Annotated in this window: 13 protein-coding genes; 9 read left to right on the forward strand and 4 right to left on the reverse strand. The window is 65.7% G+C overall.

Features of this window, described 5'->3' with window-relative positions; translation table 11 throughout:
* Positions 1-134: 134 nt before the first annotated feature.
* The 8 genes from BM136_RS19895 to BM136_RS19930 all read left to right on the forward strand — a co-directional run bounded on the left by BM136_RS19895 (position 135) and on the right by BM136_RS19930 (position 9,579).
* A complete protein-coding gene (locus tag BM136_RS19895) occupies positions 135-794 on the forward strand; it encodes a TetR/AcrR family transcriptional regulator (protein WP_092974662.1) in 660 nt (219 codons plus the stop codon).
* A gap of 93 nt (positions 795-887) precedes the next feature.
* Positions 888-1,850, forward strand: a complete 963-nt coding sequence (locus tag BM136_RS19900; protein WP_092974665.1) for an AAA family ATPase — start codon at positions 888-890, stop codon at positions 1,848-1,850.
* 12 nt (positions 1,851-1,862) lie between these two features.
* Positions 1,863-2,945: a DUF58 domain-containing protein gene (locus BM136_RS19905; protein WP_092974667.1), complete on the forward strand. Its 1,083-nt coding sequence runs from the start codon at positions 1,863-1,865 to the stop codon at positions 2,943-2,945.
* Positions 2,942-4,975, forward strand: a complete 2,034-nt coding sequence (locus BM136_RS19910; RefSeq protein ID WP_092974670.1) for a transglutaminase TgpA family protein — start codon at positions 2,942-2,944, stop codon at positions 4,973-4,975. Before BM136_RS19905 ends, BM136_RS19910 begins: the two co-directional genes overlap by 4 nt.
* 383 nt (positions 4,976-5,358) lie before the next feature.
* The gene (locus tag BM136_RS19915) at positions 5,359-6,003 is read left to right on the forward strand and encodes a carbonic anhydrase (protein ID WP_092974673.1); all 645 of its coding nucleotides are present in this window, start codon (positions 5,359-5,361) and stop codon (positions 6,001-6,003) included.
* Positions 6,004-6,129: 126 nt separating this feature from the next.
* The gene (locus BM136_RS19920) at positions 6,130-7,692 is read left to right on the forward strand and encodes a SulP family inorganic anion transporter (RefSeq protein WP_092974676.1); all 1,563 of its coding nucleotides are present in this window, start codon (positions 6,130-6,132) and stop codon (positions 7,690-7,692) included.
* Between the two features lie 303 nt (positions 7,693-7,995).
* Positions 7,996-9,132 carry a collagen-like triple helix repeat-containing protein gene (locus BM136_RS19925; RefSeq protein ID WP_092974679.1) on the forward strand — a complete coding sequence of 379 codons (1,137 nt, stop codon included), beginning with the start codon at positions 7,996-7,998 and terminating at the stop codon, positions 9,130-9,132.
* 138 nt (positions 9,133-9,270) lie between these two features.
* Entirely contained in the window at positions 9,271-9,579 is a 309-nt protein-coding gene (locus BM136_RS19930) for a putative quinol monooxygenase (protein WP_092974682.1), read from the forward strand.
* A gap of 82 nt (positions 9,580-9,661) precedes the next feature.
* On the opposite strand, the gene prpF is transcribed toward BM136_RS19930, so the two are convergent.
* From prpF to prpB, 4 genes are all read right to left on the reverse strand, one after another.
* Positions 9,662-10,858: a 2-methylaconitate cis-trans isomerase PrpF gene (gene prpF, locus BM136_RS19935; RefSeq protein WP_092974685.1), complete on the reverse strand. Its 1,197-nt coding sequence runs from the start codon at positions 10,856-10,858 to the stop codon at positions 9,662-9,664.
* Positions 10,855-13,452, reverse strand: coding sequence for a Fe/S-dependent 2-methylisocitrate dehydratase AcnD (acnD, locus tag BM136_RS19940; protein ID WP_092974688.1), 2,598 nt, complete (start codon positions 13,450-13,452; stop codon positions 10,855-10,857). Before acnD ends, prpF begins: the two co-directional genes overlap by 4 nt.
* A 321-nt stretch (positions 13,453-13,773) precedes the next feature.
* Entirely contained in the window at positions 13,774-14,943 is a 1,170-nt protein-coding gene (gene prpC, locus BM136_RS19950; RefSeq protein ID WP_092974691.1) for a bifunctional 2-methylcitrate synthase/citrate synthase, read from the reverse strand.
* A gap of 46 nt (positions 14,944-14,989) precedes the next feature.
* Positions 14,990-15,886 (reverse strand): methylisocitrate lyase, encoded by an 897-nt coding sequence (gene prpB, locus BM136_RS19955; protein WP_092974694.1) that lies wholly within the window; start codon positions 15,884-15,886, stop codon positions 14,990-14,992.
* Positions 15,887-16,079: 193 nt separating this feature from the next.
* Between prpB and prpR the strand changes: the two genes are divergently transcribed.
* Positions 16,080-18,026, forward strand: coding sequence for a propionate catabolism operon regulatory protein PrpR (prpR, locus tag BM136_RS19960; protein ID WP_092975065.1), 1,947 nt, complete (start codon positions 16,080-16,082; stop codon positions 18,024-18,026).
* The last annotated feature ends 110 nt before the right edge of the window (positions 18,027-18,136 follow it).

An 18,136-nucleotide genomic window follows, 5' to 3' on the forward strand; every position in this document is an offset into this window, starting at 1 on the left:
TATCGCATTCGTTACCGGTCGGTAACAACGTGGTTGCGATAGTAGGTACCGATCGGTAACATGTCAAGCAGCCTTCGAATGACACCGGCGTGGCTGGGGGTTTGTGCCCCCACCGCGCTTGCAGGAGCAACACCATGGCCACTCTTAACCGCCGCGGCCCGCGCGCGCTGTCCACCGTTGATCAACCCAAGCCGACGCCGCGTCGCATCAGCGGCGAGGATGCCCACGCGAGCCTGCTCGAGGCAGCTCGTCAACTGTTTTACTACGAAGGCGTGCGGGCCGTGGGCGTCGAGGCCGTGGTGGAGAAGGCGGGCGTCAACAAGATGAGCCTGTACCGCCAGTTCAAGTCGAAGGACGATCTCGTCATCGCTTACCTGGAGCGCAGCGACGAGAGCTTCTGGGGCTACTTCAACGCGAGCGTGGCCAAGCACCCGGACGACGCGCGCGCGCAACTGCTGCAGTTCTTCATCGATGTCTCCGAACGCGCTTCGCGCCCCGGCTACCGGGGCTGCCCGTTTGTGAATGTGGCGGCGGAGTTCCCGGACCCGACGCATCCGGCGCGGCAGTTTGTCCAGCGCAACAAGGCGCTGCTGCTCACCCGCCTGCGTGACCGCGCCCAAGCCGCTGGTGCGACCGATCCCGATGCGCTGGCCGACGACTTGGCCTTCCTGATCGAAGGCGCCTACGCCGCCAGCCAGACCTTCGGCACCGATGCACCGCGCCTCATCAAGAGCCTGCCGCGCACGGCACGCGTGTTGCTCGACTCGGCTATCCCCGCGCGCAAACCGGACTGATGTTGTAGCGCACTCACGCACACGAAACATGGGCGCGCGGGTGTCGTGCGATGCCGCTACACTCGCTGGCATTGTTGCTTCGGCCGCACCTTGATGACGCCTAACCAAGTCCCGCTTTCTCCCGTTCGTACAGCGCCCGCTACGCCGCTGACCTTGCCGGCCGCGTTGTCGCAGGCGCAACGCGCGCTCGATCGCATCGTGCTCGGCAAGCCGCTGCAGATCCGCCTGGCGCTGGCGTGTCTGCTGGCCCGCGGGCATCTGCTGCTGGAAGACCTGCCGGGCGTGGGCAAGACCACGCTGGCGCATGCGCTGGCCCGCACGCTCGGCCTGCAATATCAGCGCGTGCAGTTCACGAGCGACTTGCTGCCGACTGACCTGATCGGCGTGTCGATCTACGTGAAAGAAAAGGGCGCCTTCGAATTCCACCCGGGGCCGCTGTTCGCGCAGGTTGTGCTGGCGGACGAGATCAACCGCGCCACGCCCAAGGCGCAAAGCGCACTGCTCGAAGCCATGGCCGAAGGGCAGGTCACGCATGACGGGGCGACGTATCCGCTGCCCGAGCCGTTCTTCGTGATTGCCACGCAGAACCCGCTGAACCAGATCGGCACGCATCCGCTGCCGGAATCGCAGTTGGATCGCTTTACGATGCGGCTGTCGCTGGGTTACCCCGATCAAAGTTCGGAACGTGCGCTGTACCTCGGCGGCGGTGCGCCGCAAGACATCGAGCCGGTGCTGACCGCCGCGCAGGTCATCGCCTTGCAGACTGCCGCCGATGCCGTCCACGTGGCGCCGGCGCTGGTCGACTACGTGCTCGCGCTGGTGAACGCCACGCGCACCGACGCACAGGTGCAGATGGGCCTGTCGCCGCGCGCCGGTCTGGCACTGCTGGCGGCGGCGCGTGCCTGGGCGCTCATCGATGACCGCGATGCAGTGCTGCCCGAAGACGTACAAGCCGTATTCAAGGCCGTGGCCGCGCACCGCTTGCTGCCCACGGGTGGCACGCTGTCGGCAACCGCGCTGGCGCAGCGGCTGCTCGACACGGTCGCCATTCCCTGAGTACGCGGCGCCATGGCGCGATTGCGTTCTCTGCTGCTCGCGCCATTGCGTCTGCTCGGTGCGGGCCTGGCGATGCTGCCCGGCGTGCGCTTTGCACGGGCGCGTGTGCAACGCTTTCTGCAACGGCCGCGCACGCCGCGCGAAGGCCGCATCCGCCTGGACCGCAACCACGTCTACATCCTGCCCACCGCAGCCGGTGCCGGCTTTGCGCTGCTGCTGTTAGTGATGCTGCTCACCTCGCTCAACTACAACGTCAGCCTGGGCTTTCTGCTGACCTTCGTGCTGGCCGGCGTGGCAGCGTCCGCCATGTGGCAGACACATCGCAACCTCGTTGATCTGGAAGTACGCGGCGCGGCGGGCGATGCCGTGTTTGCCGGGCATGCGTTGAATGTTGGCGTGGCATTGGCCAATGTCACACCATGGGCGCGTGTGGGTGTGGATGTGAGCGCCGCGCAAGCCGCTGCCGTGGAAACCTCGCTCGACGCGCAGGACGCCATCGTGGCCGCGTTGTCTTTCGCCGATCAGCCGCGCGGTTGGTTCAAGTTGCCGCGCCTGACGGTGTCGACGCGTTTCCCGCTCGGCCTGTTTCGCGCGTGGAGCTACGCCGATGCGCCGCTGACATTGCTCGTCTATCCGGCACCGGAACCCTCCGCGCCGCCGCTGCCCGCCAGCTTTGCCCCCGAACCTGGCGAAGAAGACGACACGCGCGCCGCCCGCACCCATGTCGAAGAAGCCGCAGACCAACTGCGCACCTACCGCCCCGGCGACGCACTGCGCAGCATTGCCTGGAAGCACAGCGCGCGGCTCGACACGTGGATGAGCCGCACCGGCCAGCAAGTGCGCCACGCGCAATGTGTGCTCGCGTGGGAAGCGCTGCCGCCCTCGATGAACGTGGAACAACGCCTGTCGCGCCTGTGCGCCTGGGTGCTGGCCGCCGAGCACGCCCCCGCCGGCGATGAACCCGAATACACGCTGAGCCTGCCGGGCACTGTCATTGGCCCGGCGCGGGGTGTTGCGCATCGGGACGCATGTCTGCGTGCATTAGCGTTGTGGGGTAAGCCTGCGATGCCGGAAGCGGAAGGCGAAGCCACATGACCACTGCCACCATCGGCACCGAAGCGGCCGCCTTCGGCTCGGCCCGGGCCCTGACGCACCGCGAACATGGCTGGCTGATCGCACAGCTTGCCGTCGTGCTCGCGCCGCTGCTGCGTGCGCTGCCGCTGGTGACGTGCGCTGTGTTCGGCGTGCTGCTGCTCTGGCGCGCGCTGCTGTGGGTGCGGCGCGCGCCGTTGCCCGGCAAGTGGCCGCTGGGGCTGACGGGCGTGGCCACGCTTATCGTGACGCTGGCACTCGCCATGCGCACCGGCGGAAACATCGGGCGGGACTTGTCGGTCGCGCTGCTTGGCGCGTTTCTCGTGCTCAAGCTGATGGAATCGCACACCGTGCGCAACGGCGTGCTCGTCACGCAGTTGTGCTGTTTCCTGCTGCTCTCGCAGGTGCTGTTTGACCAGCCACCCTGGTTGGCCGCGACCATGCTGGGGACCGTGGCGTTGCTCTTGCGCAACTGGCTGTTGCTGCTGCATCCGCAGGCGCGTGCGCGCGTATCCCCCGCGCGTGTGCTGGCGCGTTTGGTGCTCATGGGGTTGCCGTGCGCGGCGGTGCTGTTCCTGTTGTTTCCGCGGCTGGATCATCCGCTGTGGCGCCTGCCGCAAACCGCCGACACCGCCGTCAGCGGCCTGTCCGACCGCATGGCGCCCGGCTCCGTCGGCCAGTTGATCCTCTCCGACGATCTGGCCTTCCGCGTCGATTTTGCCGGCGTGCCGCCACCGCTCGATACGCTCTACTGGCGCGGCATGGTGCTGTGGCGTTTCGATGGCCAGACGTGGACGGCCGCGTCGATGCGGCAACGTCCCGCAGCGGAAAGCGTACCCAATTCTGCGGACGCAATTAGCGGCGCGCCGGGCGTATTCGATTACAACATCACACTGGAACCGACGCGCCAGCGCTGGCTGTTTGCGCTTGATCGCGGCCAGTCGATCGAGGCGCGAGACGGCACCGGCCGCAGCATCGACGGCGAATTCATCAGCACGCAACCGCTCGAGCAGCGCGTGCGGTATCACGCGCGCTCGCGGCTGCCAGAGCGCAATCGCGCGGACGACGCTCGCCCGCTCGACCCACTTACGCAGCAGATGGCGCTGGCGTTGCCGGCGGGCAACGGCCAAGCGCGTGCGCTGGCAGCGCAATGGGCAGAGCTGCCGCCGCCTGAGCGCGTATCGGCGGCGCTCAAGCTGTTTGGCCGCGCACCGTTTGCCTACACGCTTGAACCGGAACCGCTGCAGGATCAGCAGATCGACGATTTTCTTTTCCGCACGCACCGTGGCTTCTGCGAGCACTACGCGGGCAGCTTCGTCTTTTTGATGCGCGCGGCAGGCGTGCCGGCGCGTGTGGTGGTGGGCTACCTCGGCGGCGAGGTGAACGCCATGAGCGGCGACATCATCGTGCGCCAGTCCGATGCACACGCCTGGGCTGAGGTGTGGCTCGACGGACGCGGCTGGGTGCGTGTGGACCCAACTGCCGCCGTGGCGCCGCAACGTGTCGAACGTGGCTTGGCTGCCGCCGTGCCCGCCAGTGAATTCCGCTCGCGCCGTGCAGAAGAACCTGGCTGGCTGCGCAGCGTGCGCTGGGGGCTCGATGGCCTCATCAGCGGCTGGAACAGTTGGGTGCTTGGCTACGACCGCAGCCGCCAAGCGCGCCTGTTCGCGTGGCTGGGGCTGGATGCAGCAGACCCTCGCGCGGTGCTGTGGGGTGTGTCGGGTTTGTTCCTGCTCGCTGCGCTGCCGCTCCTCTGGCAGCAACGCAAGCCCAAACCTGACCCGGTGCAGGCCCTGTGGCAGCGGTTGTGTGACCGGCTGGCGCGACATGGTTGCACGCGGGGCCCGGCAGAGGGCCCGATGGCGTATGCCGAGCGTGCCGCCGCGCAGTTTCCGCACGCGGCGCAGGCGTTGCGCAATGCAGCCGCCGGCTACGTTGCCCTGCGCTACGGACGCGAGGATGGCGATGCGCAAGCGCGTGCCCAGCGGTTCACGCAATGGCGCGAAGCGGTTGCGCAAGTTCGCCTGGGTTAACGCGCAAGCTGTTGATCGGCTTAGAAAACGTGCCCCAAATGCGGGCGCCCGCGCGGTTGATCCAGCGCGCGAGTCATTCACCTGTGATGGAATATTTTCCGATCCAGGGTTTAAATATTTCGGATAGATAACTCGGGCAATGCAATAACTGCACGCAGTTTCCCGATTGCAGATAATGGGTGCGACACAGTTACGCAGGGCGTGCGCATTATCGGTGCATATTTGATCCGATTTGGCGTCGATACCTTCACTGGCACAGCGGGAACCTTTCTCATACGATGGTTTTCGTAACGTTTCCGCTGCACTGCAATGTTGCCGAGAACACCCGCCCAACTGGGGTTTCGGCCTGCAGCGGTCTCGCAGATTCCGCAGGAGCCATACCAATGCATCGACCGAAACGCATGCTTGTCGAGAATGTCGCGTGGGCGCACGAAACTGCCGCACGTGATCCCGGATTCTTTTCGCGTTTGGCCCAAGGCCAACAACCCCAGGTGTTATGGATCGGCTGTGCAGATAGCCGCGTGCCCGCTGAAACCATTACACATTCCAACCCGGGCGATTTATTCGTCCATCGCAATATCGCCAATCTTGTTTGCCCGGCGGACGACAACACGATGAGCGTGCTGGAATATGCGGTGCGCGTGCTCAAGGTCGCGCACGTGATCGTGTGCGGGCATGACGGCTGTGGTGGCGTGCGCGCGTCGCTGCTGCCACCGCCCGACGGTTTGCCGCACGTGGCGCGCCGCATTGCGCCGCTGTGCGCGCTGGCCGGCCGCCACCGTACAGAACTTGACGCCGTGTCTGATCTGGACGCACGCGTCAATCGCCTGGCGGAACTCAACGTGCTCGAACAGGTGCGCTGCCTGCGCGAGAGCGCCATCGTGCGCGAGGCAGAACGCCCGCCGCGCGTGCACGGCTGGATATTCGGCCTGGCCGATGGACACATCCGCGTGCTGGCTTCGGGCGATCCGGATGCGGAACACGCCACCCGCGGCGACATCCTGGTGCCCGCCGAGGCCATCGCTTAACCCGATCGGCGGCGGCGTTTGTGGCTGCTGCCGTTTCCCGACGTTTTCTCTCCTCACGCATGCCGGCGGTGCCCCCGCCCGCAGGCAGGCGTTCGCGCGTGCGCAGTTCATACAACTCCAACAACCATGCAGACACCAACCTCTCCGGCGTTCTTCCCGCGCGACATGCTCGCCGGGGTCATCGTGTTCTTTGTCGCCCTGCCGCTGTGCCTGGGTATTGCCAATGCATCGGGCGTTGACCCGCTTGCCGGGCTGCTCTCCGGCATGATCGGTGGCCTGGTGGTGGCGCTGCTCAGCGGCTCGCAACTGAGCGTGAGCGGCCCGGCGGCGGGCCTCGTCGTGATCGTCGTGGACGGCATTGCCAAGCTGGGCGGTTTCCCGGCATTTCTGGTGGCCGTGGCGCTGGCGGGCGCACTGCAGTTTGTGTTCGGCATGCTCCGCGCCGGTCGCTTTGCGGCATATGTACCGTCGTCCGTCATCAAGGGCATGCTCGCGGCGATCGGGCTGCTGCTGATCATCAAGCAGGTGCCGCTCGCGCTTGGGATGGCAAGCGGAGATGCCGCTGCCGGCGCCGGCACGCTCGCCACACCGTTTGGCGCGTTCTCGGTCACGGCGATGCTGGTGACGCTGCTCTCCGCCGCCGTGCTCATCGGCTGGGATACACCGATGCTGCGACGATTCATGCTGGTCCGCGCGCTGCCTTCGCCGCTTGTTGTGGTGGCACTCGGCATTGGCGTGACCTTGCTCCTTGAGGTGGTGGCACCGGGCATTGCAGTGCCGGCTGAGCATCGTGTTGGTCTGCCGTCGCTCGCGTCGTTCGGGGCGTTTCTCGATGCGCTTGAGTCGCCCACGCTCGGGGCTCTGGGCAATCCGGATGTCTGGCGCGTAGCGATGGCGCTGGCCATCGTCGCCAGTCTCGAGACGCTGCTGTGCCTGGAGGCCGTCGAGCAGATCGACCCAAAGAAACGTGCCGCATCGCCGGATCGCGAGCTGAAGGCGCAAGGCGTGGGCAATTTGGTGGCGGGCCTGCTGGGCGGGCTTCCCATCACCTCCGTCATCGTGCGCAGCTCGGCCAACGTGCACGCCGGCGCGCAGAGCCGCTGGTCGGCCGTCGTGCATGGCGCGCTGCTGCTGGCGAGCGTGTTTGCGCTCACCGCCATCGTCAATCTGATTCCGCTGGCGTGCCTGGCCACCATCCTGATCTTCACCGGCTACAAGCTGGCCAAGCCGTCGCTGTTCGTGGCGGTGGCGCGGCAGGGGTGGGATCGCTTTGCACCCTTCATCGCCACCATCGTCGGGGTGCTGCTGACGGACTTGCTGATCGGCATCGTGATCGGCATTGCGCTGAGCATCGCGCTGGCGATCCGCGCCAACCTGCGCCGCACGATTGTCATGGCGCGCCATCACGACCACTTCCTGCTGTCGTTCCGCAAGGACGTGTCGTTCATGGGCAAGGTGCCACTCAAGCGCTATCTGGCACAGGTGCCGGACCACGCCACGCTCATCGTCGACGGCGCCCGAGCGGATTACATCGACCCCGACGTGCGCGAGATGGTCGAGCACTTCATCGAGGGGGCGCCGGCGCGCGGCATCGTTATCGAGCGCCATCACTTTGATGCGTCGGTGCCACAGCGCGCTCCAGGGCTACGCATGCCACGCCTGCCATTTGTGCGGACGGCCACCAGATAACGTGTGTCTGGAGGTTTAACCCATTTTGGGTAATTTTGAGTGTTCCCTCCAAACATAATCCCGAAAGCTTGTCGGAGGGTGAACGTTTGCGCCACGGTGGCACTTCGTCTGGTAGTGATGTCCTGGGTCCGGTTGGCGTGATGACGGGCGTTGCCGGCGTTTGACAATGTTTGCAATTGCCATCGACTCGGTTAATAGACTGAATTTGAACGCGTTATCGAGTGATTCGGATGGCGCACCGATAAAGTATCGAATCAGGCAAAAGTGCGCATTATCAAGCGCATTTTTAAACGGGAGGCAGACATGAAGACATTGCAACGAGGGACCCTGGTTTCGGCGGCCTTGGTCGGCCTGCTTGTGCTGGGCGGTTGTGCCAGCTCCGGCTCGGGCGACATGAGCGGTACGTCCGGCAGCGACGGCAGCTCCGCCAACAACGGTGGTGGCTCCGGTTCCAACGGCTCGGGCGGCACGACCACCACCGCATCCACCACGCCCACCGGCGAAGTGGCGAACAAGAGCGGCGGCGTACTGACGGCCACGGGCGGTGCCGTCAGCGGGCTCGGTTCGACCATCGGCGGGAGCAATCTGCCAGGCGCATCGGCGCTGGGCAATGTGGTCGACAACGTAGGCAACACAGTGTCGGCCCTCGGCACGGGCGTGCAGTCCGGCCTGGGCAGCATCGGCACCAACCCGAACCCGATCGGGACCACGGTATCGAACACCGGCAACGTGGTGACGCAGGTCGGGAACACCGTCGACGCAACAGGTGGCCTTGTGAGCAGTCTGGGCACAGGACCGCTGCAGCCGCTGTCGCCGGTCACGTCACCGGTGGGCGGCGCGGTCTCGCAGGTTGGGCAGGCGGTGGCGGGCGCGGGCGGCACGCTCGGCACGGCCTTGTCGACCGGGCCGGTGGAGCAGGTCACGCAGCAGGTCAGTTCTGCTGTGGTGCCGCTCACCTCGCAGGTGACCACCGCCACGCAGACGCTGGGTAACACAACAGGCCTGGGCGCTCCGGCAACCAATCTGCTGCAGACCGTGGGCGACGGGGTGGCGAATGTGGGTACCTCGCTGACGGCGACGAACGCGCCAGTCGTGTCCGGCCTGGGTGGTGTGGTGACGGCCACGGGCAACACGGTGGCCGCGTTGGGCGGCGTGACCTCCACGCCGGGCGGGGCGACTTCGGCAAATCCGCTGGCGCCGATTACCGGCGCGTTGGGCGGCGCCACGGGCGGCAGCAATCCGCTTGGTGCGGTGACGGGTGCCTTGGGCGGTGCGACCGGCGGCGGCACGTCGGCTACGGGCGCGACGGCGCCGGTTGGTTCGCTCGTCACCAGCGTCGGCACGTCGCTCACGTCCACGGGGGCGACGACGCCGCTTGCGCCCGTCACAGGTGCTGTGGGTGGCGCACTGACCACCGTGGGCGGGGCGCTGCACCATTGAGCGCATGACCCGTCATCGAGCCGTTCCCGTTGCGTGCGGAACGGCTCGTACGCGTGTTCGTATGAGGCGGCCCGCCGCTTTCGGCATACAGTACGCCTGACCGCGCATGCCCCTTCAGCGCGGTATCAGGAGACCGAAATGATCAAGCACGCATTATTTGCCCGGCTCATTGCCAAACCGGGCAAGGAGCAGGCAGTGGCCGATTTTCTTTCGGCCGGCCTGCAAATGGCCAACCAGGAAGCCACCACGCCAATCTGGTTTGCGCTGCGCATTGCGCCCAACGTATTCGGCATCTTCGACGCCTTTGCCAGCGAGCAGGATCGCCAGACGCATCTCGACGGCCCGATTGCCAAGGCGCTCATGGCGAATGCGGCCGAGTTGCTGGCCTCACCGCCTGAGATTGCACCGATCGAGGTGCTCGGCATGAAGAACACCGGCGCAAGCTGAGTTTCGAGAGAAAAAAAGAAACCGCCGCATCCAGCCGTCAGCCGGATGCGGCGGTTTTGCTTTGCGTGCGTCCGTCGGCGGGTCAGCCCGGCACGCGCACCCAGCCTTCCATCAACACGCGCGCGCTGCGGCTCATGATGGCCTTGGTGACCGTCCATTCGCCGTCAACGAGCTTGGCCTCCGCGCCCACGCGCAGCGTGCCGGACGGATGCCCAAATCGCACAGCATTAGGCGCCGCACCACGTTCTCCGCCGCCGGCTGCCAGGTTGACGAGCGTGCCCGGAATGGCCGCTGCCGTGCCGATGGCGACCGCAGCCGTGCCCATCATGGCGTGGTGCAGCTTGCCCATCGACAGCGCGCGCACGAGCAGATCCACATCGCCCGCGCCGACCTTCTTGCCGCTCGACGCAACATAGTCCTTTGGCGGCGCAACGAATGCCACCTTGGGCGTGTGCTGTCGTGTGGCGGCTTCATCGATGCTCTTGATCAGGCCCATGCGCACCGCGCCGTGCGCGCGAATGGTCTCGAACATCGCCAGCGCTTTCGCATCGCCGTTGATGGCGTCCTGCAGCTCGGCGCCGGTGTAGCCGATGGCCTCTGCGTTGATGAAGATCGTCGGGATGCCCGCGTTGATCATCGTCGCCTTGAGCGTGCCCACGCCGGGCACATCCAGGTCGTCGACGAGGTTGCCGGTGGGGAACATCGCGCCGCCGCCGTCACCGTCTTCCTCGGCTGCGGGATCGAGGAATTCGAGCTGCACTTCCGCCGCCGGAAACGTCACGCCGTCGAGTTCAAAGTCGCCCGTCTCCTGCACCGCGCCGTTGGTGATGGGCACGTGCGCGATGATGGTCTTGCCGATGTTGGCCTGCCAGATGCGGATGACGGCGACGCCGTTTTGCGGCACTCGGCTCGCGTCGACGAGGCCGTTGCTGATGGCGAACGGCCCAACCGCTGCGGAGAGGTTGCCGCAGTTGCCCGACCAGTCGACAAACGGCTTGTCGATGGAGACCTGGCCAAACAGGTAGTCCACGTCATGGTCCGGGCGCGTGCTTTTGCTGAGGATCACCGTCTTGCTGGTGCTCGACGTGGCGCCGCCCATGCCGTCGATCTGCTTGCCGTACGGGTCGGGGCTGCCGATCACGCGCATCAGCAGCGCATCGCGCGCGGCTCCCGGCTCCTGCGCGGGCAGCGGCAAGTCTTGCAGACGGAAGAACACGCCCTTGCTGGTGCCGCCACGGATGTAGGTGGCGGGTATTTTGATTTGAGCGGGATGGCTCATGCCGCCTCCTTGTTCGATTCCAAAAAGTCCTGCGCAAAGCGCTGCAGCACGCCGCCGGCTTCGTAGATCGACACTTCCTCATCGCTGTCCAGGCGGCACGTGACGGGCACTTCCACGCGTTCGCCGTTCTTGCGGTGGACGACGAGCGTGAGGTCCGCGCGCGGTTTGCGCTCGCCGATCACGTCAAAGGTTTCGGTGCCGTCAATGCCGAGCGTGAGGCGCGTGGTGCCCGGCTTGAACTCCAGCGGCAGCACGCCCATGCCGATCAGGTTCGTGCGGTGGATGCGTTCGAAGCCTTCGGCCACGATGGCTTCCACGCCCGCCAGGCGCACGCCCTTGGCGGCCCAGTCGCGCGAGCTGCCCTGGCCGTAGTCGGCGCCGGCAATCACGATCAGCGGTTGCTTGCGGTCCATGTAGGTTTCGATGGCTTCCCACATGCGCGTGACCTTGCCTTCCGGCTCGATGCGCGTGAGCGATCCCTTCTTCACGGTGCCATCGACCACGGCCATCTCGTTGATGAGCGTCGGGTTGGCAAACGTCGCGCGTTGTGCGGTCAGGTGGTCGCCGCGGTGCGTGGCGTACGAGTTGAAGTCCTCTTCCGGCAGGCCCATCTTGGCCAGGTATTCACCCGCAGCACTGCTGGCCAGAATGGCGTTGGAAGGCGAGAGGTGATCGGTCGTGATGTTGTCGCCCAGCACGGCCAGCGGGCGCAGGCCCTGGAGCGTGCGCTCGCCGGCCAGCGCACCTTCCCAATATGGCGGGCGGCGGATGTAGGTGCTCTGCGGGCGCCATTCGTACAGCGGGCTCACATTGGCAACCGACGCGCTGCGCTGCTCGAACATCGGGATGTACACCTTGCGGAACTGTTCCGGCTTGACCGACGCACGCACGATGGCGTCGATCTCTTCGTCGGTCGGCCACAGGTCTTTCAGCAGGATCGGCTTGCCGTTGGCATCCGTGCCGAAGCTGTCGCGTTCGATATCGAAACGCACGGTGCCGGCAATCGCATAGGCCACCACCAGCGGCGGCGATGCGAGGAACGCCTGCTTGGCATACGGGTGAATGCGGCCGTCAAAGTTGCGGTTGCCCGACAGCACGGCCGTGGCGTACAGGTCGCGGTCGATGATCTCTTGCTGGATCTTCGGGTCCAGCGCGCCGCTCATGCCGTTGCAGGTGGTGCAGGCAAACGCGACGATGCCAAAGCCCAGCTTTTCCAGTTCGTGCTTCAGGCCGGCTTCTTCCAGATACAGCTCAACGGCCTTGGAGCCCGGCGCCAGCGAGCTTTTCACCCACGGCTTGCGGGTCAGGCCCAGGCGATTGGCATTGCGCGCCAGCAGCGCCGCGGCAATCACGTTGCGCGGGTTGCTGGTGTTCGTGCAGCTCGTGATGGCCGCGATGATGACCGCGCCATCGGGCATCTGGCCCGGCGTTTCTTCCCACTTGGCGGCGATGCCCTTGGCGGCCAGGTCGGTCGTTGCCACACGTGCGTGCGGGTTGGACGGGCCGGCCATGTTGCGCACCACGCTCGACAGGTCGAAGCGCAGCACGCGTTCGTATTCGGCGTTCTTGAGCGTGTCGGACCACAGGCCCGCGGTCCTGGCATACGTTTCGACCAGCTTGACCTGCTCGTCGGTGCGGCCGGTGAGGCGCAGGTAGTCGAGCGTGTTGTCGTCAATCGAGAACATCGCCGCGGTGGCGCCGTACTCGGGGGCCATGTTCGAGATGGTGGCGCGGTCGCCCAGCGTCAGCTTGGATGCGCCTTCGCCGTAGAACTCGAGGTATGCGCCCACCACCTTCTGCTTGCGCAGGAATTCGGTCAGTGCCAGCACGATGTCGGTGGCGGTGATGCCGGGTTGGCGCTGGCCGGTCAGTTCCACGCCAACGATGTCCGGCAGGCGCATCCACGAGGCACGCCCGAGCATCACATTCTCGGCTTCCAGGCCGCCCACGCCGATGGCGATCACGCCGAGTGCGTCGACGTGGGGCGTGTGGCTGTCGGTGCCGACGCAGGTGTCGGGGTAGGCCACGCCGTCGTGCGCCTGGATGACGGGCGACATCTTCTCCAGGTTGATCTGGTGCATGATGCCGTTGCCCGCCGGGATCACGTCTACGTTCTTGAACGCAAGCTTCGTCCAGTCGATGAAGTGGAAGCGGTCTTCGTTGCGGCGGTCTTCAATGGCGCGGTTCTTGGCGAAAGCGTCGGGGTCGAAGCCACCGCATTCCACCGCCAGCGAGTGGTCGACGATCAACTGCACCGGCACCACCGGGTTGACCTTGGCGGGGTCGCCGCCCTGGTCGGCAATGGCGTCGCGCAGGCCGGCGAGATCGACCAGCGCGGTCTGGCCCAGGATGTCATGGCACACCACGCGCGCCGGGAACCACGGGAAATCCAGGTCGCGCTTGCGTTCGATGAGTTGCTTGAGAGAATCGGTGAGCGTGGCAGGGTCGCAGCGGCGTACCAGATTCTCGGCGAGGACGCGGGAGGTGTACGGGAGCTTGTCGTAGGCGCCGGCCTGGATGGCTTCGACGGCTTCTCTGGCGTCGAAGTAGTCGAGGTTTGTGCCGGGGAGGGGTTTGCGGTGTGCTGTGTTCATGGTGTGGGTGCATCCCTTGTTTCATCCCCTGTCGGGGGCGGGCGGTTGTGGTCCATCCCGGGTATCGTCCCCTGCCGGGGCCGACTCACTTTTCTTTGTCTTGCCAAAGAAAAGTAAGCAAAAGAAAGGCGCGCCCGAGATGGCGACTTCCCCTTGAATTTCTGTAACCGGGCGGAGACGGGAAAAACTCGCTTCGCTCAGACAGTTTCCCGTCTTTTTTCCGCCCGCTTACAGAAATTCAAGGCGCCATCTAGGGCAGGAACGTCAACGGCCACACCGTCGGTGGGTTTGCGTTGACGTTCCTTTCTTCTTTCCTACTTCTTACGGGCGCTTGCCGATGGGTACGAACTTCAGGTCGTCGGGGCCGGTGTAGTTGGCGCTCGGGCGGATGATCTTGTTGTCGATGCGTTGCTCGATGATGTGCGCTGCCCAGCCGGACGTACGCGCGATCACGAACAGGGGGGTGAACATCGCGGTCGGCACGCCCATCATGTGGTACGACACGGCGCTGAACCAGTCCAGGTTCGGGAACATCTTCTTGATGTCCCACATCACGGTTTCCAGGCGCTCGGCAATGTCGAACATCTTGGTGTTGCTGGCTTCCTTCGACAGCTTGCGCGCCACTTCCTTGATGACCTTATTGCGCGGGTCTGACACGGTGTACACCGGGTGGCCGAAACCGATCACGACTTCCTTGGCCTCCACGCGGCGGCGGATGTCGGCTTCGGCCTCGTCCGGCGTGTCGTAGCGTTTCTGGATTTCGAAGGCGACTTCATTGGCGCCGCCGTGCTTCGGGCCGCGCAGCGCGCCGATCGCGCCGGTGATGGCCGAGTAGATGTCCGAGCCCGTGCCGGCAATCACGCGGCCGGTAAACGTCGATGCGTTGAACTCGTGCTCGGCATACAGGTTGAGCGAGACGTGCATGGCGTCAACCCACGACTTCGGCGGCTCCACACCGTGCAGCAGGTGCAGGAAGTGGCCGCCGATGGAGTCGTCGTCCGTTTCCACTTCGATGCGCTTGCCGTTGTGGCTGTAGTGATACCAATACAGCAGCATCGAGCCGAGCGATGCCATCAGGCGGTCGGCGATGTCGCGTGCACCGGGGGTGGCGTGGTCGTCCTTCTCGGGCAGCACGGTGCCCAGCACCGACACACCCGTGCGCATCACGTCCATCGGGTGGGCGGAGGCGGGCACCCACTCCAGGGCGGCCTTCACGTTGGCGGGCAGGCCGCGCAGCGCCTTCAGCTTGGTCTTGTAGGCAGCCAGCTCAGCCTTGTTGGGCAGCTTGCCGTGCACCAGCAGGTGGGCGACTTCTTCAAACTCGCACGCGCCGGCCAGGTCGAGGATGTCGTAGCCGCGGTAGTGCAGGTCATTGCCAGTGCGGCCAACGGTACACAGCGCGGTGTTGCCGGCGGTGACGCCCGACAGCGCCACGGATTTCTTCGGCTTGAAAGCGCCAGCGTTCGGCGTGCTGTTATCGGCTTCGCTCATGGTGTGGTCTCCTTGGATGCGTTGAATTGGTTTGGATGCGGAGGCGTTATTTCTGTGCGGCAAACAGCGCGTCGAGCTTGTCTTCGTACGCGTGGTAGCCGAGATATTGGTACAGATCGGCGCGCGACTGCATGGTTTCCACGGCTGCCTTCTGCGTGCCGTCACGCATCACGGTCTGATAGAAGTTGAGCGCCGCTGCGTTCATCGCACGATAGGCGCCGCAGCAGTACAGCGCGATATCCACGTTGGCGCTGCGCAGTTCGTCGGTGGTAAAGAGCGGTGTGCTGCCGAACTCGGTCAGGTTGGCCAGGATGGGCACCTTCACGGCGGCCTTGAAGCGGCGGTAGTCGTCCAGCGTCTTCATCGCCTCTGGAAAGATCATGTCGGCGCCCGCTTCCACGTACGCGACGGCGCGCTCGATGGCAGCGTCGATGCCTTCGGAGGCGGCTGCGTCGGTGCGGGCCATGATGACGAAATCATCATCGGTGCGCGCATCCACGGCGGCCTTCACGCGGTCGACCATCTCGTCGGTGGAAACGACTTCCTTGCCCGGGCGATGGCCGCAGCGCTTCTGGCCGACCTGGTCTTCGAGGTGCACGGCGGCCACACCGGCCTTGATGAACGAACGAATGGTACGTGCGATGTTGAAGGCGCCGCCCCAGCCCGTGTCGATGTCGACCATCAGCGGAATCTGTACGGCATCGGTGATGCGGCGGGCGTCGATCAGCACGTCTTCCATCGTGCTGATGCCCAGATCCGGAATGCCCAGCGAGTTGGCAGCCACGCCGCCGCCCGACAGGTACACGGCTTTGAAGCCGGTCTGCTCGGCCATCTTGGCAGCGTAGGCGGTGATGGCGCCCACCACTTGCAGCGGTTGGGATTCAGCCACGGCGGCACGGAATTTAGCGCCGGCGCTGGCGGGTTTTCGTTGGGTTGTGCTCATGAGGGCTCCAGAAAGAACGGCCTAAAAGAGCAGGAAGCGGGCCACCCGTGCGAAGCGACGTAACCCCTTGATTCTTATGGATGTGACGTTGCCGTCCGCGTGCACTCTGTTTCAGAAATGAAATTTGCAATTTCAATATGGAAACGCTCGGCGCATAATGTCGAGACTGCTGTTTTCCTGGCCGCACCGCACCATGAGCCCCACTGCAACCGACCCAGCCGACCGCCCCCGCATCTGGGCCTGCGGCATCAGCCGCCTGAGCGATCTCTTCCTCGACATTGCTGCCGAGTACAACGACCGCGCCGAGCTGCGCGTCATCACGCGCGGCTTTGAAGACATCGTGCGCGAGATCGAGGCCGCAGGCACCGAGCGACCCGACGTGGTAGTGGCGGGCGGGTCCAACGGCGCGTATCTCAAACCGCGCTTGTCGCTGCCCGTGGTCGTCATCAATCCGACGGGTTTTGACGTGATGCACGCGCTGGCCCGCGCCCGGCGCGATGCGGAATCGGTGGCGCTCGTCACCCACGGCGACACGCCCGAGGAAGTGCGCCGCTTTGTCGCCGCCTATGGCATGGATGTGGTGTTTGCTTCGTACACCTCGCGCCAGGGCGCGGAGAGCTGCGTGCTGGACCTGCGCGACCGTGGCGTTGGCGTGGTGGTCGGCCCCGGCCTGGTGACGGACCTGGCAACGCAGGCGGGCATGAACGCCGTGTTCCTGTATTCGCGTGACTCCGTGCGTGCCGCGTTCGATACCGCGCTGGAAGTCGTGCAGGCCACGCGCCGCGAAACGCTGCGCCGCCAGCGGCTGGACAACCTGCTGCAGCATTTGCGTGACGGTGTGGTCGCGCTGGATGCGCAGGGCCGCGTGGAGGCCATCAACCAGCGGCTGGCCACGGCGTTGGGCATCGAGGCCAAGCAGGCCATCGGGCAACCGCTGCTCAGCATCGCCCCCAACCTGCTGGGCCTGCTGCCCGATAGTGATGGCGACACGCTGGGCACGGTGCGGGGCGTGAACTACGTCATCCACCGCGGTCCTCTGGCGAGCGCCGGCGCGGGCGCCGCCGAAGGCACGGTCTTCACCTTCCAGGAATCCCGCGCGGTGGAGCGGCTGGACCGCACGTTGCGCTCACGCCAGCGCCCGCAGCAGTTCAGCGCGCGCTACCGGCTGGAAGACCTCGTGGGCGAGTCGCTGCCGATGGAGCGCGTGCGCACGCTGGTGCGTCGCTATGCCAAATCGGACGCCACCGTGCTCGTGTTGGGCGAATCCGGCACGGGCAAGGAGATGGTCGCGCAGGGCATGCATCAGCTCAGCGCGCGGCGCGATTTTCCATTTGTCGCCATCAACTGCGGCGCATTTCCCGAGGCGCTGCTGGAGAGTGAACTGTTCGGCTACGAGGAGGGCGCTTTCACGGGCGCGCGCAAGGGCGGCAAGACCGGGCTGATTGAAGCCGCGCACCGCGGCACGCTGTTCCTCGATGAAATCGGCGAGATGCCGCTGCCGCTGCAAAGCCGCTTGCTGCGCGTGCTGCAGGAGCGCGAGGTGGTGCGACTGGGCTCCACGGAGCCCACACGCGTCGACATCCGCGTGATGGCCGCCACGCACCGCGCGCTGACGGACGCGGTAGAGGCCGGCACTTTCCGCGCAGACCTTTACTACCGACTCAACATCCTCAGCATTGCGCTGCCCCCGCTGCGCGAACGGCCTGACGATGTGATGCCCCTGGCCGCTGAACTGCTCGTGCAAGCCGCGCGCCGCGAACCGCGCCTGCTGCTGCGCATTGCTGATACCGAGGAGGCAGCCCGCGTGCTGGCCGGCGTTGCCGAGCCGCTGCGGCGCTACGCCTGGGCCGGCAACGTGCGCGAATTGCAGAGCGTGGTCGAACGGATCGCCGTGGAGCTGGCATACACCGAAGACGCCAGCGCCGTCACACACGACGTGTTGCGGCTGATTGCGCCGGAAGTGTTTTCCCACGCCACGCCAGGCAAGCCGGCGGCATTGACGCTGCGCGAGCGCAGCCGGGGCGTGGAAGCCGAAGAGATACGCGTGGCGCTGGCGGCCCACGGCGGCGATCGCGACGCCGTATGTGCAGCATTGGGCATCAGCAAGACGACGTTGTGGCGGCGGTTGCAGATGGGGTAGATCAAAAATGTCCGGGGTGGGTGGTTGCGGTCGACTGGCGCCCTGACTATCGTGCAATGCTCCATCGGGCCTCACCGCGCGCCGACCAGCGCGCTACCAAGAAAGTCAAC

It is taken from the genome of Ralstonia sp. NFACC01 (assembly GCF_900115545.1).
Taxonomy (GTDB): Bacteria; Pseudomonadota; Gammaproteobacteria; order Burkholderiales; family Burkholderiaceae; genus Ralstonia; species Ralstonia mojiangensis.